A 19,761-nucleotide genomic window follows, 5' to 3' on the forward strand; every position below is an offset into this window, starting at 1 on the left:
CCTCCCGCGTCGCATTCTGCATTGGCGGCGTGACGCAGGTGTGGTTGGATACGACTTAATCCCCTCCGTCCCCTTTTTTCGCATGAATCTTGTTGATCGCTTTCTGTCTGGCCTGATCCCGCGTTTGCCTGCCGAGGATGCCCCGCAGTGGGCACATGTCCAGGGCGCCAGCGCCGAGGACCTGCAGCGCCTGCATGTGCAGTGGCCGCAGGTGCCGGGCAGCCTGGTGGAACTGCTGTCGCGCGTGGATGGCACCCACTACCGGGAGTACCCCGCGGGCAAGGTCTGCGTGCTGATGCTCGGCTCGGATGTCGAGGACGGCGGCTATCCGTACTACCTGCGATCGGTCGCGCAGATCTTCGAGGACCAGCAGCGGTGGGACGACAGCATCCGTTCCATCTACGAAGAGTGGCTGGATGACGAGCCGGAGATTCTCGGCGAGGGCATCGATGCGGATCTGCCGATGAGCCGCCGGCTGTGTTTCTCGCACTGCATGAACAACGGTGGCACCTCGATGCTGTATCTGGATTTCGATCCGGCACCGGGCGGTACCGTCGGCCAGGTGGTGCGCTATCTGCACGATCCGGACAGCTACATAATCATCGCACCCAGCTTCGATGCGTACCTGCAGCAGCTGATTGATCGCGATTACGCGTTCATCCGGCACGAGGACTGAAATCCAGCCGAGCATGGGCTCGGCTCTACAGTAGATCCACGCCATGCGTGGATGACGGCCTCACCCGCCTTCGATCCAATTCAATGTGCCCGGCTCGAACGCCAGCAGATCCGCTGCGGCCAGCTGGCCCCGCGGCCAGTGACGTTCCGGCGGCTTCGGCTGCCGGGCACCGACCGAACCGTCGTAGTCGCGTACCAGCAGTCCGACGCGTGCCGCGCCTGCGGCCAGCAGGGCATCGATGCGCTGCAACCACTGGCCGGCATCCCCCAGAGCTTCATCGCGACGTACCTGCTGATCCTGTTCATGGCGCGCTCGCTGCTCGGCCAGCGCGCGGGCGATCTTGGCTTCGCTCCAGCCCTTCTTCCGCCAGCGCTCGGCATCGCCCTTCCACTCCCGCTCGGCCCGCGACGAGGCCAGCGCCGTGCCGCAATCGCAGTGCGCGGCGCTCAGCCACGGCTGCCAGCCGGGCCCGACCGCGGCCTGCAGGCTGGGCGAATCCTGTACGAACAGGCGCCGGCCGCTCCGCTCCATGATCGTGGCGGCTTTCACGTTCGCACACGAGGTGGGCAGGAACAGGGTGACGAAGGTGCACATGCGGGTATCCGGGTCCGTCCGGGGATGCGCCGATGGTAACTCGCTGGGGTCAGAGCCCTTTCCTGCGGAAAGGGATCCGACCCCGGGCCGGTGGATCAGGCGATGCCCAACCCCGGAATCGCGCTGATGCTGTCCGGGTCAAACCCGGCCAGTTCGGCGAAATGGCGGCCACGCGCCACGTAATCGCGGTAGGCACCAAAGCTTGGCGCGCCCGGCGACAGCAGCACCACCCCGCCCTGCGCCCCCAGCGCGGCGCGCGCCAAGGCCATCGCCTCGGGCAGATCCGACGCCGCGTGCAGACCGAAGCGGCCGGCATCGGCCAGCGGCTGCAGCATGGCATGGATGCGCGGGCCGTTGCTGCCCATGGTCACGATCTCCACCGGTGGCACGTCGTGGGCCATGTGCTGCATGAAATCGGTCCAGTCCAGGCCACGGTCGTGCCCGCCCACCAGCAGCGCGATGCGCTGCCCGGCGAAGCACTCCAGCGCGGCCAGGCTGGCGTGCGGCGTGGTGCTGATCGAATCGTTGACGTAGGTCAGGCCATCGGCCACGCCGATGCGCTGCAGGCGGTTCGGCAGCGGGCGGAAATCCTGCACCGCCGGTGCCAGCGCCACCGCATCCAGGCCCAGCGCTTCCAGCGCGGCCAGCACCGCGCACAGGTTGCCGCGGTTGTGACGGCCCGGCAGCGGCGTGTTGCGGGTATCGAACACGGCCTGCTCACCGCGATGCACGATGTCGCCCCGCATGTGCCAGCCCTGCGGCTGGTTGAACCAGACCACCTCACTCTCGGGCAGCGACAGTGCCGCCAGGTGCGGATCTGCGGCATTGAGCACGGAGATGCGCGGCGCAGCTTCAGTCACCAGCCGCAGCTTGTCCTCGATGTAACGCTGTTCGCTGCCGTGCCAGTCCAGGTGTTCCGGGAACAGGTTCAGTACCACCGCCACCTGCGGATGAGCGCCACTGCGCGCCACTTCACCGGTCTGGTAGCTGGACAGCTCGACGGCCCAGTACTCGGGCGCGGGCTGCGGATCCAGCACTTCCAGCAGCGGCAGGCCGATGTTGCCGCCCAGTCCGGTGCGATGCCCGACCGCGCGCAACAGGTGCGCGACCAGCGCGGTGGTGGTGCTCTTGCCCTTGGTGCCGGTCACGCACACGGTGTCGTGCACGATGCCATCGTCGGCCGCGTGTTCGGCGAACCACAGCGCGGTGCCGCCGATGAAGGTGGTGCCCTGCTCTGCCGCCGCCAGCGCGATCGGCTGGTAAGGGCTGATGCCGGGCGACTTGATCACCACATCGAACGCGGCCAGCGCTTCGGCCGAGGGTTCGCCAAGTACCTGCAGCGCGCCCTGCGTTTCCGCACGCGCGGCTTCGGCTTCAGCGGCCGGGCAGAACAGGCTCAGGCCAAGCGTTGGCAGGCGCTCACGCAGCACCGCAAACGCGGCGCGGCCCTCACGGCCCCAGCCCCACAGCGCGACGCGCTTTCCTTCAAGCTTCGAAATCTTCACGCACCCGTTCCCACAGCGCAGCCGGAACGCGGTGCTCGCCCTGCAACTGCAGCAGAGGTACCAGTTCCAGTTCGGCGGCATCCAGCTGCGGCTGGATCTCGTTGCAGAAGCGCTTCACCAACAGGTCTTCCTTCCATTCCGGGCGCTGCGCCAAGGTCGCCATCGCCGCACGCGATTCGCGGCCTTCGCCCACGCACTCGAACGGCTTGTGGTCCTGGAATTCCAGCAGCGCGTCGAAGCCACCGGCCTGTTCGGCATCGTCCAGCAGGTTGCGGCCAAAGATGCGCACCAGGCGCGTCTTGGGCATGAACGGGGCCAGCGCCAGGAAGACGAAATGGCACTTCGGGCAGACGCCGCACCAGCGGTTCACCGGGCGCTCGCCGAGGATGTGGAAATTGCGGTTGCAGCTGGAGAAGTGCGCGTCGTAGAAATCGGTCTTGGCGAACTGGCGGGCCACCGCCAGCTCGGACATCGGGCGCAGCAGCGAGTAGTACTGCAGGTCCGCCGCCACGTACTTGCGCACATGGCTGCCGAACGCCTGCTCGCAGGCCCAGCCCTTGGACCACTGGTGATTCACTTCGCCGGTGCCCGGAATCTGGCTGCCATAGCTGGCCGAACGCTCGTTGGAGAACACGACCTGGTCCACGCCGTGCAGCAACGCGGCCAGCACCATGATTGCCGAGTTCACCACCGTCACCGGGATATGGCCGTTCCAGGCGCCCTGGCGGTTCAACTCGAACAGTTCCGGCGCCAGCGTGCGGCCCAGGTTCAATGTCGGCAGGCCGGTGCGCTCGGCGCACGCACGGATCAGCTGCGAGCCACCGATCCAGGTCACGGTCTCGTCCACGCCGGCACGGCGCAGCGCTTCGATGCTCACCAGCGAATCCTTGCCGCCGCCGATGGCCACCAGCGCGTGCGACCGCAGACCCAGCGCCGGCGCCTGCACGGCCTCGCCCTGCACCGGCAACCGGAAGCGGCCGCGCAGGTTCAGGCCGTTGCGGTAGGCGAATTCGCCCAGGCCATTGAGGTAAATGGTCTCCACCAGTGCGGCGGTATCGGCATCGATGCTGTAACTGTCGATGCTGACCGTATCCGGTACGCCGGCCTTGTAGTAGCTGACGCCGGCAATCAGGTGCAGCAGCTGCAGCGCACGCTGCACGGCGGCGGCGCGCGCCTCGTCCAGCGCGAACGGGGCACCGGGCACGGTGATGGTTTCCACCATCTCCGGGCCGTCGTCGAAGGCGTAGACCAGCCGGGCCACGCCCGTATCCGCTGCGAAGTCGCAGCGGACGAAGCGGAAGCGGGAAACCTGGTGTTTGTCGAAAGCAGTCATGGTGTATCCGGTCAGGCACGGGCCCGCGCGAGGGCGCGGGGCGTGTCGGTGGGCGGGTGCAGGGCGCGCATGGTGATCATTCGATCACGTCTTCGCGCGGCAACATCCGCTGGTTGTAGGTGTTGGCCATCACATAGCCGTAGGCACCGGCATCTGCGATCAGCATCACGTCGTCCGGCGCGGTGGACACCGGCAGCTTGCGGCGCTTGCCGAACACATCGCTGGATTCGCAGATCGGGCCGACCACATCGAACGCCGCTTCGGCATAACCGCCCTGGCGGCTGAGGTTCTCGATGTCATGCCAGGCGTCGTACAGCGCCGGGCGCATCAGTGCGTTCATGCCGGCGTCCAGGCCGACACGGCGCACGCCGTCCTTTTCCACCACCTGGGTGGCATGGGTCAGCAGCACGCCCGATTCGGCCACCAGGTAGCGGCCCGGCTCGATCGCCAGGCGGAATGCCGGGTGCAGCGCCTTGACCTCGGCCAGGCCCTCGGCCCAGGCGTCCAGGTCGAAGGGTTCGTCTTCGTCGCTGTACGGAATTGGCAGGCCGCCACCGATATCGATGGTCTGCACGCTGCCGATGCGGCGGGCGAAACCGGCCAGCTCATCGCACATCAGGCGCCAGTGCTGCGCGGTTTCCACGCCGCTGCCCAGGTGCGCATGCAGGCCCACCACGCGGCTGCCCAGTTCGGTGGCCGCGCGCACGAACTCGTCGACGCGGGCGATCGGCAGGCCGAACTTGGACTCCTTGCCACCGGTACGGACCTTGGCGTGGTGGCCCTCGCCCCGGCCCAGATCGACGCGCAGCCACAGCTCGCGGTTGCGGAACAGGTCCGGCCAGCGCTGCAGCGCTTCCACGTTGTCGACGGTCACGGTCACGCCCAGCGCGAACGCCGCCTCGTACTCGCTGCGCGGGCAGAAGCTGGGGGTGAACAGCACGCGCCTGGGCGACAGTTCCGGCAGGTGCTGGAACACATGCTTCAGCTCGCCGTGCGACACGCACTCCAGGCCGAAGCCTTCGGCTTCCAGCAGCTGCAGGATGGCCGGGTGGCTGTTGGCCTTGATCGCGTAGTAGCGCTGGTCGATCGGCTTGATTGCGGCCAGTGCACGGGCGCGGGCGCGCACCGTCGGCAGGTGATAGACGTAGCGCGGCGTACCGGCATCGGCCAGCTGCAGCAGGTGCGCACGCTGGCCGCGCCACCACGGCGTGCCGCGCGGGCGCACGGTGCCGGCAATCTCGCGCCAGCGCGGGCCGAACACTTCGGTCTCCTCCACCGGCATCGCGCCGCTGTCGATCAGCTCGGCGTGCAGGATCGGCAGCAGGCCATCGGCATCGGCCTCGTCGATGACGAAGGTCAGGTTCAGGTCGTTGGACGACTGCGAGATCATGTGCACGCGCTCGCGGCCGAAGGTGGCCCACACGTCCGACAGCTTGTGCAGCAGCGAGCGCATGCCGCGGCCCACCAGGGTGATCGCCGCGCACGGCACGATCACCTTCACCTTGCAGATCTGCGACAGGTCGGCCGACAGCGCGGCCAGCACATCGGTGTTGACCAGGTTCTCGGACGGGTCCAGCGACACGGTGACGTTGGTCTCGGCCGAACCGATCAGGTCCACCGACAGGCCGTGCTTCTTGAACAGGTTGAACACATCGGCCAGGAAGCCGACCTGCTGCCACATGCCGATGCCTTCCATCGACACCAGCACGATGCCGTTGCGGCGGCTGATCGCCTTCACCCCCGGCACCGGTGCGGCGCTGCCATCGATGCTGGTGCCCGGCAGTTCCGGGCGCTCGGTATCGAGGATGGCCATCGGCACGCCGGCATCGCGGCACGGCTTGATCGAGCGCGGGTGAAGCACCTTGGCGCCGGTGGTGGCGATTTCCTGCGCCTCGTAATAGTCCAGGCGGGTCAGCAGGCGCGCGTCCGGCACATCCTTCGGGTTGGCACTGAACATGCCCGGCACATCGGTCCAGATCTCCACGCGGCTGGCACCGAGCAGCGCACCGAAGTACGCCGCCGAGGTATCCGAGCCACCGCGGCCGAGGATGGCGGTACCGCCATCGGCGTGCCGCGAAATGAAGCCCTGGGTGATCAGCAGGCGGGTCGGCTGCGCGCGGAAGCGCTGCACCCATTCCGCGTCGGCGCGCCACTGGCAGTTCACCGACAGGCGCTGCGACCAGTCGCTCTGGTTCGGCTGCGGCGGCATCGCGTCCAGCCACTGGCGGGCATCCATCCAGCCCATGTCCAGGCCCGAGGCGCGCAGGTAGGCCGCGCCCAGGGTGGAGGACAGCAGCTCGCCCTGGCCCAGCACTTCGGCCTGCCAGTCGAGCGGACGGGTGGCTGCACGCGCATCGTCGAGCAGGCCCTGCAGCGCGGCCAGCCGTTCGGCCAGCACCTCGCGACCCAGGCCGAGTTCGGCCAGGAAGCCTTCATGGCGTTCGACCAGCGCTGCCACGCGGTCCCGGCTATCGGGCGCGCCGTCGGCAATCGCGGTCAGTTCGTTGGTGACCCCGGACAGCGCCGATACCACCACCAGCACGCGCGAGCCGGTCTCTTCCGCGCGTTTTTTCGCCAGCTTCCCGATCGTGTCCCAGCGGTGACGACGCGACACCGAAGTGCCGCCGAACTTCAGTACGATCCAACGATCGACAAGGGGGGAAGCTGACATGGATTGGCTATGTAGAATGTGGGGAAGCCGCCCTCGGGGGCGGAACCTTTGATTCTAAGCGCAATATCCCCGTAGATGGCCGTCCTCCGTTACCTGCAGCTCGATGTCTTCGCCGCCCGCCCCGGCACCGGCAACCCGCTGGGCGCCATCCTGGACGCCGACGGGCTCTCCAGCCGCCAGATGCAGGCCCTGGCTACCTGGCTGAACCTCTCCGAGACGGTGTTCTTCCTGCGCCCCACCGCGCCCGGCGCCGATTACCACATCCGCATCTTCACCCCGACCCGCGAGCTGGCGTTTGCCGGCCACCCCAGCGTCGGCGCGGCCTGGGCGGCGGTGAGCTGCGGCTTGGCCCAGCCTCGCGACGGCGCCCTGCTGCAGCAATGCGTGGCAGGGTTGCTGCCAGTACGGGTGAGCGGCCCGGCCGAGGCACTGGAGATCCAGCTGGCCAGCCCGCCGGCACGGCAACTGGACACGGCCGCGGACGGAGCACCCGAAACACTGCTGGCCCTCGCCGCCAACGGGCACGTGCCCGAACTCTGGGACAACGGCGCGCGCTGGTGGCTGTTGCCGCTACGCGACGCCGCCGCCGTACGCGGGCTGGCACCGGACATGGCCGCGCTGGCCGCCTGGAGTCTCGCCACCGACGCTACAGGCTTGGCCGTCTTCGCCGACGAGGCCAGCTCCGACCACACCCGCGTGGTGCGTGCCTTCTGCCCCGCTGATGCGCCCGCCGTGCCCGAGGATCCAGTGACCGGCAGTGCCAATGCGCTGATAGGCGCCTGGCTGCGGCAGCGGAATGCTCTGCCCGGCCGCGAGGGCCGCTACGTGGCCAGCCAGGGCCGCGAAGTGGGCCGCGATGGCCGCGTGCAGGTGCAGGTCGACGCGCAGGGCACGGTGTGGATCGGCGGCCAGGTGCAGCCGGTCATCGACGGCCAGATCCGTTGGCTGTAGAGCCGAGCCCACGCTCGGCTGCTTCTTCTCACACCCCGACACAGCCGAGCATGGGCTCGGCTCTACAACCGCGCGTTAAGCTGCGCGCCAACCGATCCTGGAGTTTCGCCCCGATGACCACCCGCCGTTTCCTGCAGCTGGATGTGTTCTCCCCGCGCGCCGGCGCTGGCAACCCGCTGGCCGTGGTGCTCGATGCCGAGGGCCTGGACGACGCCAGCATGCAGGCGATCGCGCGCTGGACGCGTCTGCCCGAGACCACCTTCGTGTTCCCGCCCCAGGCAGCCGGTGCCAGCTACCGGCTGCGCATGTTCAGCCCGCAGAAGGAAGTGCCGTTCGCCGGCCACCCCAGCGTCGGCACCGCGCATGCGGTGCTGCAGGTGGGCCTGGCCGGAGCGGTTGACGGTGTGCTGGTGCAGGACGGCATTGCCGGCGCGCTGCCGCTGCGCGTCAGCGGTGAGGGTACGCAACAGCGCATCGCCATCCGCACCCCGCGCGCGCAGCTGGCCGAAACTGCCGAGGCCTGCGATCCACGCCTGCAGGCTGCACTGAGGGGCTGGCCGCTGGGTTCGTTGCCGCCGGCGCGCATGCAGGGCGGGCGTAGCTGGTGGGTGGTGCAGGTGGCCGATGAAGCCGCGTTGCGCGCCCTGCAGCCCGACTGGGATGCGGTGGCCGCACTGGCCGAGTCCACCGACAGCATGGGCGTGTTCGCCTATGCCTTCAGCGATGGCGGTGAGGGATTCGATCTGGTCGTGCGTGCCTTCGTCGGCAACGGTCGCCGCTTCGAGGACGCCGCCTCGGGTGCGGCCAATGCGGTGCTTGCCGCATGGCTGGACCTGCGCGACGCGCTGCCGCGTGGGCGGACGCCGTTCGAAGTCAGCCAAGGCCGCGAAGTCGGCCATGACGCGCGCCTGACCCTGCTGGTCGATGAGGATGGCGAGGTATGGTCAGGCGGCCAGGTGCAGACCGTCATCACCGGCACCATCGATTGGTAAAGGGACACTGTAGAGCCGAGCCCGCGCTCGGCTGCTCTCCGGCCAGATCACGGGAGCTGCAGAAGCCGAGCATGGGCTCGGCTCTACAGATGCGTCGGCTCAGCCCAGTTCGGCTTCCAGGCTGATCGGCACCGCACTGAGCGCCTTGGACACCGGGCAGTTCTGCTTGGCGTCATCGGCAATGGCGCGGAACTGCGTCGCGTCGATGCCAGGCACCACCGCCTTTACCTTCAGCCGGATCTGCGACAGCTGCGGGCCGCCTTCCATCGACAGGTCGACCTTGGCTTCGGTGTCCAGCGAGGTCGGGGTAAAGCCAGCCTCGCCGAGCTTGGCCGACAGCGCCATGGTGAAACAGCCGGCATGTGCGGCGGCAATCAGCTCTTCCGGATTGGTGCCCTTTTCGTCGCCGAAGCGGCTGTTGAAGCCGTAGCGGGTCTTGTCCAGCAGTCCACTCTGCGGCGTGCTCAGCTGCCCCTTGCCCGACTTCAGATCGCCTTCCCAGTGCGCGGTGGCGTGTCGCGAGATTCCCATTGTGCTGCTCCTGCGTGGCGGTGATGAACGGCCACCCTCGCATGCCACGCGTTAGCCCTGCGTCGCTCCGCCGCACGCCCCACGTCGCCCCCGCCCCCGGAAGATGGACACTTCCTCGCCAGCGCGCAACGCATTTTCCTCTTGTTTTCAGTGGTTTCGCGCAGTGCACCAATGGGCAGGCGGCGGGCTTCGAGCACGCTTACACGCCCCCAGCCCCCACCGCCGGCCATGTACTGGATCGGCCTGGATATGAAAAAACATGCACTTTCCGCGCTTCGGGCTATTGGCGGCGCCCAAGAGTTGCCCTACATTGCGCTTGCCGACGGGGTTCGGCGCCGACCAAACAACCAACCGTTCACGGAACAGGAAACCATGGCAAAGACCGCTAAGAAGGCTGCCCCGAAGAAGGCAGTGAAGAAAGTCGCGACGAAGGCAGCCGCCAAGCCGGCCGCTCCGAAGCCGATCAAGGAAGTGCTGACCAAGTCCGGCCTGGTTGCACACATCGCTGAAGCCTCCGGCGTCGTCGCCAAGGACGTCCGCGCTGTGCTGGCCTCGCTGGAAAGCGCCGTCGCCTCCTCGGTGCACAAGAAGGGCGCTGGCTCGTTCACCCTGCCGGGCCTGCTGAAGATCACCACCGTCAATGTGCCGGCCAAGCCGAAGCGCAAGGGCATCAACCCGTTCACCAAGGAAGAGCAGTGGTTCGCTGCCAAGCCGGCCACCACCAAGCTGAAGGTGCGTCCGCTGAAGAAGCTGAAGGACGCCGCGCTGTAAGCGCGCGCCCCAACGCGGATTGCAACGGGACGGCTCTGGCCGTCCCGTTTTTTTTTTGCGCGCGCCCTGCGGGGATCCGCGCCATGCGCGGGACGTCGCCCCGGAGCAATCCGCAACACAGCGTTGCCGCACGCTGGGCGATCCCCGTTCAAGCCCGTCGCCATTGGCCGGGCGCCGCCCGGCAGGCGCTGGCACGTACCGGGTGGAACACTGCGTGCAGCGGTGGCCGTCGCCGCCGGCCGTGGCCTTGCCTATGGTGGGCACATCCTCCACAGCTACGGCGAGCACCCCCATGGCCAGCCCCTCCACCCGCTACCGGATCTCGGTGACCCCCATCGAAAAGGACGGGTTGCAGTGCACCGGGCGCTGCACCATCGAACTGGAACATCGCGCCAGCCGAGACCTCATGCGCCTGCTGGAAGCGGCGCCGCGCACCGCTGGCGTCAGCGGCGACGAGCGCGCGACCCTGGTGATCGCCACCCAGCTGCTGCGCGACATCGTGCAGCGCCACGCCGAAACAGAAGGCCATGCCCTGGCCGCCATCGCCGCGCAGGTGCTGCCGGCGCTGGATGCACTGGAACAGCTGCCCTCCTCCCGCTGATCGCCGCACAGCCGATACACTGCCTCCTTCCGTTCGCCTCGGGGAGGAGGCTGGCATGCGCAGGTTCCTGATACTGATCGCACCACTGGTGCTGCTGGCCTGCTCCAGGCCGCCATCGCAATCCGACGCAGCGGATGCCGCACCGCCGGTAGCGGCCAGCACGACTGCCAGCACGAAGCCGCAGACCGCCGCAGCAAGCGATGCAGCGGCTGCGCGGGCCATCGATGTCGATCCCCTGTTTGCCGCCGTCGCGGCCGACGCCGAGCTGCCCGCGGCCATGCTCAACGCGTATGTCATGGCCCTGCTCAATCGCGATCGCAAGGCCGCCGATGCCGCGTGGACTTTCCCGCCCAGCGATGCCCGGCGCGCTGACGATGCCGCATTGCGCCAGCTGACGGACGTACGCAGCCTGCGCCTGACCAGCGAGCTGCCGATCGCGCGCGACGGCCACCAGCCGCCGCAGCTGCTGGAGGTTCCGGTGCGGATCCGCGCGGTGACTCCTGAGGGCACCTTCCGCTTCGGCGGCTGGTACCGGGTGCAACCCAGCGCCGACGGCAGCGCCTGGCAGATCCAGTCGGCACAACTGCGGCCATCGCTGGACTGAACCGTTGCGGCGGCATGCACGCGCGATTCAGCCGGCAAGGCTACTCTTTGAACCATCCATTCCGCATCCATCGGTCTCTGCCATGCGCCTGCGTTCCCTGATGACCCGCCTCGCGGCCTCCACCGTGCTGATCGCCGCTGCAATCGGCGCCCAGGCTGCGCCTTCCATTTCCGGCCGGGAACTGTCGGTCGGTGCCAGCGACGTACAGCAGTACCTTGATGGCAGCTTCCCGCGCACGCAGGACGCGCTCGGCGGCCTGATCGCCCTGACGATGAGCCACCCGCAGCTGAGCCTTCCGGCCGGCGAGCGCTTGAACCTGGGCATGGATGTGGCGCTGGCCACCGCCGGTGGTAGCCCGGCCAAACTTGGTACGGTGAAGCTGAGCAGCGGCCTGCGCTACGACGCGCAGACCCAGGGGTTCCACCTGCAGCAGCCGAGCGTGGATGACTTCACCCCGGCCAACCAGGGCGGTCGTCTCGACTCCCGTACCCGCGGCCTGCTCAACGCCTGGCTGAGCGACTACGCCCAGCGGGAGCCGATCTACAAGCTGGACCCGGCCGTGGCCGGCATGCTCGGCGCCCTGCAGGTGCAATCGGCACAGGTGAAGAACGGCAAGCTGGTGGTCACCTTCAACCAGAACCTGGGCAACCTGGTGCCAGCGGGCCTGCTGGGCAAATAAGGTAGTGCCGGCCGCTGGCCGGCACGCGTCTCACTTGCGTGCCGGCCAGGGGCCGGCGCTACCGGCAAGGCATCACGCGGCAAGTGCTTTTACCACCGCCTCGCTGAAGGCCGGAATGTCATCCGGCTTGCGGCTGGTGATCACGTTACCGTCGACCACCACCTCGGCATCGCGCCAGTTCGCCCCCGCATTGGTCAGATCCTGCTGCAGGGACGGCCAGGACGTCAGCGCGCGGCCATCGGCGAGGCCACTGTTGATCAGCAGCCACGGGCCATGGCAGATCGCCGCCACAGGCTTGCCTGCTTCGTCTACTGCGCGGACGAAGCCGAGTACAGCCTCGTCGGTACGCAGCGTGTCCGGATTGATGACCCCTCCCGGCAGCACCAGGGCATCGAAGCTGGCCGGATCGGCCTCATCCAGCGGAATATCCACTGCAACGGCGTCGCCCCAGTTCTTCTCTTTCCAGCCCTTGATCGTCGCTTCCTTTGCGGGCGACACGACGCTGACCCGTGCGCCTTCGGCTTCCAGCAGCCGCTTGGGTTCGGTCAATTCGGACTGTTCAAAGCCGTGGGTGGCCAGGATGGCAATCTGCTTGCCCTTCAATCGTTCTGCCATGGGTGCACTCCGGTTTGGGGAGCCGACAGAATGGAAGAACGGCCCTTGCAGGGCAGTGACCCTGCCGTGCACGGCAGGTGGAGAGCTCCAGGTGGTGCCGGCCGCTGGCCGGCACCTGCATCGCGCCATGCCGGCCAGCGGCCGGCCCTACCCGGTACCGGTCAGCGCTTGGGCTGCAGCATGGTGCCGGTGCACTTGGGCGAGCCGCAGCGGCACTCCCAGATCTTCTTCAGCTTGGCAGTGTGACGCTCGGCCAGAGTGATGCCGTAGTTGTAGGTCAGTTCCTCGCCGGGCGTGATGTCACGCAGCGCCTCGATGAACACCTTGTCACCGCGGCTGTCGCCGTCCTCGTCTTCCTCGATCACGGCCTCGCAGTTCGGCTCGCAGCTGTGGTTGATCCAGCGCGCGTCATTGCCTTTGTAGTTGGCATCGATCACCCAGTCGTCGTTGAGGGTGAACAGGAAGGTGTGGCCGCTTTCGACGTCGCCGCTGTCATCGGCATCAACATCGCCGTGGCTGCGCAGCAGGCCCTTGTACTGGATCACGCGCTCGCCCTGCTTGATCGGGGCCACGGCGAACACGCCGTTGCCATGGATGGCGGACTTGCGGGCTTGGATCTTCTTCGGCATCGGCACGGGCTGTTTGCAGCGGATGGAACCTGGATTCTCGCCCATTCCGGGTGATTGCGAAAATCACCCCGGTAGCGCAGCATGGCGCCCCGGCAACGGCCCGGCGCGTCCTCCCGCCCGGCCCAGCGCCGGCTGAATGCCCGGGTTGGATGGCGGCGAATAAAAGCGTACAATTTCAGTCCGCTTTAAGAACCACTCGCATCCCCATGTTGCGTGTCACCAAGCTCACCGATTACGCCACCGTGGTACTGACCGTGCTTGCCGCCCGTCCGGGCGAGGTGCTCAGTGCCACCGAGCTGGCCGAATTCACCGGCCTGGAGCCGCCCACCGTCAGCAAGGTGCTCAAGCCACTGGCCCAGGCCGGCCTGGTCGAAGGCCTGCGCGGTGTCCGTGGCGGCTACCGCCTGACCCGCCCGGCCGTCGAGATCTCGCTGTTCGAAGTGGTCGAAGCGATGGAAGGGCCGCTGGCCCTGACCGAATGCAGCCACGACCACCACCAGTGCGGCATGGCGCCCAAGTGCGGCGCGCGCAGCAGCTGGCGGCTGATCAACGACGTGGTCTCCGAGGCCCTGCGCGATGTCACCCTCGCCCAGATCCTGCCCCCTCTCCCCCTTGCCGATGACGAACAGCGCCGCACCATCGCTGTCGACGTCGTCTCCTGATCCACAGGCAGCCCCCCATGGCCACCGAAACCATCGAAAACGTCGCTCACGACGACACCCCCAACCGCGAGATCCACGAGCAGCTCGGCCGCAAGTATTCGGCCGGCTTCATCACCGAGATCGAGTCGGACTCCCTGCCGCCGGGCCTGGACGAGGACACCATCCGTGCCCTGTCGGCCAAGAAGGAAGAGCCGGAGTGGATGACGCAGTGGCGCCTGGACGCCTACCGCCACTTCCTGACCCTGCCGATGCCGGACTGGGCCAAGCTGGAGATCGCCCCGATCGACCTGCAGGCGCTCAGCTACTACTCCGCGCCGAAGGGCCCGAAGTACGCCTCGCTGGATGACGTGCCCAAGGAGCTTCTGGACACCTACGACAAGCTGGGCGTGCCGCTGCACGAGCGCGCCAAGCTGGCCGGCGTGGCGGTGGATGCGGTGTTCGACTCGGTGTCGGTCGGTACTACCTTCCGCAAGGAACTGGCCGAGAAGGGCATCATCTTCTGCTCGATGTCCGAGGCCATCAAGGAGCACCCGGAGCTGGTCCGCCAGTACCTGGGCACCGTGGTGCCGGTCGGCGACAACTACTTCGCCGCGCTCAACTCGGCGGTGTTCTCCGATGGCAGCTTCGTGTTCATTCCCAAGGGCGTGCGCTGCCCGATGGAACTGAGCACCTACTTCCGCATCAACGCCGGCCACACCGGCCAGTTCGAGCGCACCCTGATCGTGTGCGAGGACAAGGCCTACGTGTCCTACCTGGAAGGCTGCACCGCGCCGATGCGCGACGAGAACCAGCTGCACGCCGCAGTGGTCGAGCTGGTCGCGCTGGAAGATGCGGAGATCAAGTACTCCACCGTGCAGAACTGGTACCCGGGCGACGAGAACGGCGTCGGCGGCATCTACAACTTCGTCACCAAGCGTGCCGAATGCCGTGGCGCGCGCAGCAAGGTCACCTGGACCCAGGTCGAGACCGGCTCGGCGATCACCTGGAAGTACCCGTCCTGCGTGCTGCTGGGCGACGACTCGGTGGGTGAGTTCCACTCCGTGGCGCTGACCCATCACCGCCAGCAGGCCGACACCGGCACCAAGATGATCCACGTTGGCAAACGCACCAAGAGCAAGATCGTCAGCAAGGGCATCAGCGCCGGCCGAGGCCAGAACACCTACCGCGGCCTGGTGCGGGTGGACCGCAACGCCGATGGCGCGCGCAACTACACCCAGTGCGATTCGCTGCTGATCGGCAAGCAGTGCGGCGCCCACACCTTCCCCTACATCGAGGTGAAGAACCCGGGCGCCACCGTCGAGCACGAGGCCACCACCTCGAAGATTTCCGACGACCAGCTGTTCTACTGCCGCGCCCGTGGCATCAGCCAGGAAGACGCGGTGTCGATGATCGTCGACGGCTTCTGCAAACAGGTGTTCCGCGAACTGCCGATGGAGTTCGCGGTGGAAGCCAAGAAGCTGCTGGAAGTCTCGCTGGAAGGTTCGGTGGGCTGACCGCCCGCCCCTGCCCCTCGCAAACGCATTCTCTTTACCGGCGGGCCGCGGCCCGCCCCACGGAAAACCCCACCATGCTGAAGATCGAAAACCTCCACGCCCGCATCGGCGACAAGGAAATCCTCAAGGGCCTGTCGCTGGACGTACAGCCGGGCCAGGTGCACGCCATCATGGGCCCGAACGGCGCCGGCAAGTCCACCCTGGGCAATGTCCTGGCCGGCCGCGACGGCTACGAAGTGACCGAAGGCAGCGTGCAGTTCGACGGCGTCGACCTGCTGGAGCAGGACCCGGAAGCGCGCGCCGCTGCCGGCCTGTTCCTGGCGTTCCAGTACCCGGTGGAGATCCCGGGCGTGAACAACACCTACTTCCTGCGCGCGGCACTGAACGCCCAGCGCAAGGCACGCGGCGAGGAAGAACTCGATTCCATGCAGTTCCTCAAGCTGGTGCGCCAGAAGCTGGCCGTGCTGCACCTGAAGGACGAACTGCTGCACCGTGGCGTCAACGAAGGCTTCTCCGGTGGCGAGAAGAAGCGCAACGAGATCTTCCAGCTGGCCGTGCTGGAACCGAAGCTGGCGATCCTGGACGAAACCGACTCGGGCCTGGACATCGATGCACTGAAGAGCGTGGCCGATGGTGTCAACGCACTGCGCGCTGCTGATCGCTCGTTCCTGGTCATCACCCACTACCAGCGCCTGCTGGACTACATCAAGCCGGACGTGGTGCACGTGCTGGCCGATGGCCGCATCGTCAAGACCGGTGGCCCGGAACTGGCCCTGGAACTGGAAGCGCACGGCTATGATTTCCTGAAGGACCGGGTCGTGCCCGAGGCGGCGGTCTGATGAGCGCCCTGCTTGATTCGATGGCCCAGGCCTTCTGCGGCAGCGATGCGCGCCGCGAAGTGCTGGATGCGGCCCTGCGCGATGGCCTGCCGGCCGCCCGCAACGAAGCCTGGAAGTACACCTCGCTGCGGCAGCTGGAACGCCGTGCGTTCGCTGCGGCACCGCTGCAGGGCCCGGCGCTGGACGCCGCCCTGCTGGAGGACATTCCGGCACCGCGCCTGGTGTTCGTCAATGGCCGCCTGGATGCCGCACTGAGCGACGTGCAGGCCCTGCCGGCCGGCGTGCAGCTGCAGCCGCTGTCGGCCGCACTGGCCGCTGGCGAAGACGCCGTGCGTTTCCTTGGCCGCCGCTACGAGCGCAGCGAGGAGATCTTCGCCCGCCTGAATGCTGCGCTGGCCGATGAAGGCGTGGTGCTGCGCGTGGATGAAGGCGTGCAGGTCGACGTGCCGCTGCAGCTGGTGTTCGCCAGCGTCGCCGGTGACACCGACCTGGCCTGGCATCACCGCCACCTGATCGAACTGCGTGCCGGCGCCAGCTTGGGCGTGGTCGAGCATCGCTTCAGCGTGGGCGACTCCGCCCACCTGGACAATACCGTGCTGCATGCCCATGTCGCCCGCGATGCCGTGCTCAAGCACGCCCGCGTGCAGGCCGGCAGCGCGCGCCAGACCAGCTTCCTGCGCACCGACGCGGTGCTGGCCCGCGACGCGCAGTACCACCGCGTGGACCTGGAACTGGGCGCCGCGCTCAGCCGCCATGAACTGAACGTGCGCCTGGAAGGCGACAATGCCCAGCTGACCGCCAACGGCGTGCTGCTTGGCAATGGCCGCCGCCACGTCGAAACCCGCCTGGGTATCGACCACATCGCACGCGATACCGCCTGCGAACTGCTGTGGCGCGGCGTCGCCGCCAACCGCAGCCGCGTGGTGTTCCATGGTGGCATCCAGATCCGCGAAGGCGCCGATGGCACCGACGCGAACCTGTCCAACAAGAACCTGCTGCTGTCGGCCGATGCCGAGATCGACACCCAGCCGACGCTGGTGATCGACGCCGATGAAGTGAAGGCCGCGCATGGCGCGACCGTCGGCCAGCTCGACGCCAATGCGCTGTTCTACCTGCGCTCGCGCGGCCTGCCGCAGGCACAGGCGCAGGCACTGCTGAGCGCCGCGTTCTGCCACGAGCCGTTGAAGATCCTGCCGGACGCGCTGCGTGCGCAGCTGGCACGTCGCCTGGACAAGGCACTGGCCGAGGCGGGTGTGGCATGAACCTGTCCACGCCGCGCCCGATCGAAGAACGCACCGGCGCCCCCGACTGGGACCGCGTCCGCCTCGACTTCCCGCTGCTGATGCGTGAAGTGCACGGCAAGCCGCTGGTCTATTTCGACAATGCCAACACCGGCCAGAAGCCGGTGCAGGTGATCGGCGCGGTGGACGAGTTCTACCGCCGCTACAACGCCAACGTCAGCCGCGCGGTGCATGCACTGGGCAGCGAAGCCACCGACGCCTACGAAGGCGCACGCAACACGCTGGCACGCTTCCTCAACGTGCGGCCCAGCGACCTGGTGCTGTGCAGTGGTACCACCTTCGCCATCAACCTGGTGGCCTATTCGTGGGCGCTGCCGCGGCTGAAGGCCGGCGACGTGATCCTGATCACGCGCATGGAGCACCACGCCAACATCGTGCCGTGGCAGCTGGTCGCGCAGCGTACCGGCGCCACCATCCGCGTGGCCGATATCACGCCTGACGGCACACTCGATCTGGATGCGCTGCGCGCGGCGATGACCCCGGAGGTCAAGCTGCTGGCCGTCACCCACGTATCCAACGTGCTGGGCACGGTCAACCCGGTACGCGAGATCTGCCGCGAAGCACGCAAGCGCGGCATCATCACCGTGGTCGATGGCTCGCAGGCCGTGCCGCACCGCAAGGTCGACGTGGCCGCGATCGGCTGCGACTTCTACGCCATTACCGGCCACAAGATGTGCGGCCCGACCGGCACCGGCGCCTTGTGGGCGCGCCGCGAGCATCTGGATGCGATGCCGCCGTTCCTCGGTGGCGGCGAGATGATCAAGGAAGTCAGCTTCGACGGCACCGTGTTCAACGATGCCCCGCACAAGTTCGAAGCCGGCACCCCGAACATCGCCGGTTTCATCGGCCTGGGTGTGGCTGCCGACTACCTGCAGCAGCTTGGCCAGGAGAACGTGGAAGCCCGCGAGGCCGAACTGCTGGCGCACTTCACCGAAGAGCTGCGCCGCGTCGACGGTCTGCGCATCATCGGCGAAGCGCCGGAGAAGGCCGCCGTGGTCTCGTTCCTGATCGACGGTGCGCATGCGCACGACCTGGCCACCCTTCTGGATCTGGAAGGCGTGGCCGTGCGCTCTGGCCAGCACTGCGCGCATCCGCTGCTGCAGTACTTCGGCGTCGCGGCTACCTGCCGAGCTTCGCTGGCGTTCTACAACACGCATGCCGAGATCGAGCGGTTCATGACCGCACTAACCAAGGTGCGGAAGCTGCTGGGCTGAGGATTCGCCAGAATCAGGGAACTACGAGAACGCCGCAGGGAACTGCGGCGTTTTTTATTGCGCGCTGGACGCAAGCAAGCAGAGGCGTGACCGGGAAGCACCGAGTGACACCAGGAACGGGCAATCTCACCGTAATGCCGATCCATCCACCATCAACGGCCTTGAGGCACCGTCTCCTACATGCCAACAAGCATGGATACCCCGGAGGCAATCAAGAAAACGTACATCATCACGACGCCCCTCAACACCCACCGCTCCCCCTGATGGAGCGCCTGCCCTTTGGAAGTAAGGGCAAGCACTGCAATACCGCGCAAGCACCTAAGCCACCAATCAACCTTGATGATTCCGACTGCAGCAAGTACTTCCGGCCGTTCACGCTCGATTTTCAGCAACATCCTGTGAGCCGCAAATGCGTTTATCCACATGGCACCTAGGATGATGGAAGCCCAAATGGGGAAGCTCTCAACAAGGCTTTTCATCGTTCTTCACCCTGGCACCGCGCTATAAAAATCGTCAAACACGCTCGGCAGATCAAATCATTCCGCAATTTCTGCAATACGGCAAACCCCTCCACCCACATCCGCCTCAACTCTGACGTAGAGATTATTCGTAAAATACACATCCCCATGGCAAACCACGCGGACACTGCTCTCGTAGTAAGTTACAAGAAGTGAGGAATCAGTAGCGACCTCAGGCTTCACAACCCTACTTTCACCGACAGGAATTGATCCTACGCCTACCACACCACCGCCAACCTCCAAGCTGACGCCATAAATCACGCCCCTTCCAACATTCTTTACAACAATCACCGGATCCGACAACCAATCACAACCCTGCAACCCCAGCGAAAGAACCACAGCAGCCAGGCATGATTGGATTCGACCACTCCACGCGGTTGAGTGCTCAGCACCCAGCTTGCATTTCGCCATTTCTTGCAGCCTCCGAACATGGAGAAGAATCTGCACCTCCCGAACTGATGTACCGCCCCGGCCAGTGTTCCAAAGCCATCAACAACGCGACGGCGCTCGATGACTCAGCCGCCACACTTACACCCTGCTCAGCTGAAGCGAGAAGCTGGCACCGTTCGCGAGCACTGATCA

The 19,761-nt window shown here is 66.9% G+C and carries 21 protein-coding genes; 12 read left to right on the forward strand and 9 right to left on the reverse strand.

Annotation, left to right across the window (positions count from 1 at the left end; translation table 11 throughout):
* Nucleotides 1-82: 82 nt before the first annotated feature.
* Nucleotides 83-676: an SMI1/KNR4 family protein gene (locus tag AC5P7R_RS01585; protein WP_227853950.1), complete on the forward strand. Its 594-nt coding sequence runs from the start codon at nt 83-85 to the stop codon at nt 674-676.
* Between the two features lie 60 nt (nt 677-736).
* On the opposite strand, the gene AC5P7R_RS01590 is transcribed toward AC5P7R_RS01585, so the two are convergent.
* The 4 genes from AC5P7R_RS01590 to AC5P7R_RS01605 all read right to left on the reverse strand — a co-directional run bounded on the left by AC5P7R_RS01590 (nt 737) and on the right by AC5P7R_RS01605 (nt 6,779).
* Nucleotides 737-1,270: a hypothetical protein gene (locus AC5P7R_RS01590; protein WP_111101861.1), complete on the reverse strand. Its 534-nt coding sequence runs from the start codon at nt 1,268-1,270 to the stop codon at nt 737-739.
* 95 nt (nt 1,271-1,365) lie between these two features.
* Nucleotides 1,366-2,775 (reverse strand): UDP-N-acetylmuramoyl-L-alanine--D-glutamate ligase, encoded by a 1,410-nt coding sequence (gene murD / locus AC5P7R_RS01595; RefSeq protein ID WP_478436246.1) that lies wholly within the window; start codon nt 2,773-2,775, stop codon nt 1,366-1,368.
* Nucleotides 2,756-4,108, reverse strand: coding sequence for a UDP-N-acetyl-alpha-D-muramoyl-L-alanyl-L-glutamate epimerase (murL, locus tag AC5P7R_RS01600; protein WP_111098231.1), 1,353 nt, complete (start codon nt 4,106-4,108; stop codon nt 2,756-2,758). Before murL ends, murD begins: the two co-directional genes overlap by 20 nt.
* Nucleotides 4,109-4,184: 76 nt before the next feature.
* The gene (locus AC5P7R_RS01605) at nt 4,185-6,779 is read right to left on the reverse strand and encodes a bifunctional aspartate kinase/diaminopimelate decarboxylase (RefSeq protein ID WP_021203041.1); all 2,595 of its coding nucleotides are present in this window, start codon (nt 6,777-6,779) and stop codon (nt 4,185-4,187) included.
* 75 nt (nt 6,780-6,854) lie between these two features.
* Here AC5P7R_RS01605 and AC5P7R_RS01610 point away from each other — a divergent pair, with 75 nt between their 5' ends.
* Entirely contained in the window at nt 6,855-7,730 is an 876-nt protein-coding gene (locus tag AC5P7R_RS01610) for a PhzF family phenazine biosynthesis protein (RefSeq protein ID WP_227853952.1), read from the forward strand.
* 113 nt (nt 7,731-7,843) lie between these two features.
* Nucleotides 7,844-8,722, forward strand: a complete 879-nt coding sequence (locus AC5P7R_RS01615) for a PhzF family phenazine biosynthesis protein (RefSeq protein WP_478436245.1) — start codon at nt 7,844-7,846, stop codon at nt 8,720-8,722.
* 99 nt (nt 8,723-8,821) lie between these two features.
* Here the strand turns inward: AC5P7R_RS01615 and AC5P7R_RS01620 are convergent, their stop codons facing one another.
* A complete protein-coding gene (locus AC5P7R_RS01620) occupies nt 8,822-9,253 on the reverse strand; it encodes an OsmC family protein (protein WP_019659396.1) in 432 nt (143 codons plus the stop codon).
* 372 nt (nt 9,254-9,625) lie between these two features.
* Between AC5P7R_RS01620 and AC5P7R_RS01625 the strand changes: the two genes are divergently transcribed.
* From AC5P7R_RS01625 to AC5P7R_RS01640, 4 genes are all read left to right on the forward strand, one after another.
* Nucleotides 9,626-10,024, forward strand: a complete 399-nt coding sequence (locus AC5P7R_RS01625) for an HU family DNA-binding protein (RefSeq protein ID WP_005408442.1) — start codon at nt 9,626-9,628, stop codon at nt 10,022-10,024.
* A gap of 292 nt (nt 10,025-10,316) precedes the next feature.
* Nucleotides 10,317-10,625 carry a DUF3861 family protein gene (locus tag AC5P7R_RS01630; RefSeq protein ID WP_019659397.1) on the forward strand — a complete coding sequence of 103 codons (309 nt, stop codon included), beginning with the start codon at nt 10,317-10,319 and terminating at the stop codon, nt 10,623-10,625.
* A 55-nt stretch (nt 10,626-10,680) separates the two neighbouring features.
* A complete protein-coding gene (locus AC5P7R_RS01635) occupies nt 10,681-11,229 on the forward strand; it encodes a hypothetical protein (RefSeq protein ID WP_021203134.1) in 549 nt (182 codons plus the stop codon).
* A gap of 82 nt (nt 11,230-11,311) precedes the next feature.
* Nucleotides 11,312-11,908 carry a YceB family lipoprotein gene (locus AC5P7R_RS01640; protein WP_019659399.1) on the forward strand — a complete coding sequence of 199 codons (597 nt, stop codon included), beginning with the start codon at nt 11,312-11,314 and terminating at the stop codon, nt 11,906-11,908.
* Between the two features lie 72 nt (nt 11,909-11,980).
* Here the strand turns inward: AC5P7R_RS01640 and AC5P7R_RS01645 are convergent, their stop codons facing one another.
* Complete coding sequence (locus tag AC5P7R_RS01645; RefSeq protein WP_019659400.1) at nt 11,981-12,523, reverse strand: type 1 glutamine amidotransferase domain-containing protein; 543 nt, start codon at nt 12,521-12,523, stop codon at nt 11,981-11,983.
* Between the two features lie 161 nt (nt 12,524-12,684).
* Nucleotides 12,685-13,152, reverse strand: coding sequence for an SET domain-containing protein (locus AC5P7R_RS01650; protein WP_026346957.1), 468 nt, complete (start codon nt 13,150-13,152; stop codon nt 12,685-12,687).
* Between the two features lie 206 nt (nt 13,153-13,358).
* Between AC5P7R_RS01650 and AC5P7R_RS01655 the strand changes: the two genes are divergently transcribed.
* The 5 genes from AC5P7R_RS01655 (at nt 13,359) to AC5P7R_RS01675 (ending at nt 18,661) form a co-directional block, all read left to right on the forward strand.
* A complete protein-coding gene (locus AC5P7R_RS01655; protein WP_021203135.1) occupies nt 13,359-13,814 on the forward strand; it encodes an SUF system Fe-S cluster assembly regulator in 456 nt (151 codons plus the stop codon).
* 17 nt (nt 13,815-13,831) lie between these two features.
* Nucleotides 13,832-15,307, forward strand: a complete 1,476-nt coding sequence (gene sufB / locus AC5P7R_RS01660) for a Fe-S cluster assembly protein SufB (RefSeq protein ID WP_021203136.1) — start codon at nt 13,832-13,834, stop codon at nt 15,305-15,307.
* A 74-nt stretch (nt 15,308-15,381) separates the two neighbouring features.
* Entirely contained in the window at nt 15,382-16,146 is a 765-nt protein-coding gene (gene sufC, locus AC5P7R_RS01665) for a Fe-S cluster assembly ATPase SufC (RefSeq protein WP_021203137.1), read from the forward strand.
* A complete protein-coding gene (gene sufD, locus AC5P7R_RS01670; protein ID WP_021203138.1) occupies nt 16,146-17,408 on the forward strand; it encodes a Fe-S cluster assembly protein SufD in 1,263 nt (420 codons plus the stop codon). Before sufC ends, sufD begins: the two co-directional genes overlap by 1 nt.
* Nucleotides 17,405-18,661, forward strand: a complete 1,257-nt coding sequence (locus AC5P7R_RS01675) for a cysteine desulfurase (protein WP_227853953.1) — start codon at nt 17,405-17,407, stop codon at nt 18,659-18,661. The genes sufD and AC5P7R_RS01675 overlap by 4 nt, the downstream gene beginning before the upstream one ends.
* A gap of 176 nt (nt 18,662-18,837) precedes the next feature.
* Here the strand turns inward: AC5P7R_RS01675 and AC5P7R_RS01680 are convergent, their stop codons facing one another.
* Together AC5P7R_RS01680 and AC5P7R_RS01685 are read right to left on the reverse strand one after the other, a co-directional pair.
* Nucleotides 18,838-19,140, reverse strand: coding sequence for a hypothetical protein (locus AC5P7R_RS01680; protein ID WP_010483559.1), 303 nt, complete (start codon nt 19,138-19,140; stop codon nt 18,838-18,840).
* Between the two features lie 57 nt (nt 19,141-19,197).
* Nucleotides 19,198-19,470: a hypothetical protein gene (locus AC5P7R_RS01685; RefSeq protein ID WP_478419253.1), complete on the reverse strand. Its 273-nt coding sequence runs from the start codon at nt 19,468-19,470 to the stop codon at nt 19,198-19,200.
* Nucleotides 19,471-19,761 lie beyond the last annotated feature (291 nt).

Source organism: Stenotrophomonas sp. YJH_SMC_27 (genome assembly GCF_059369815.1).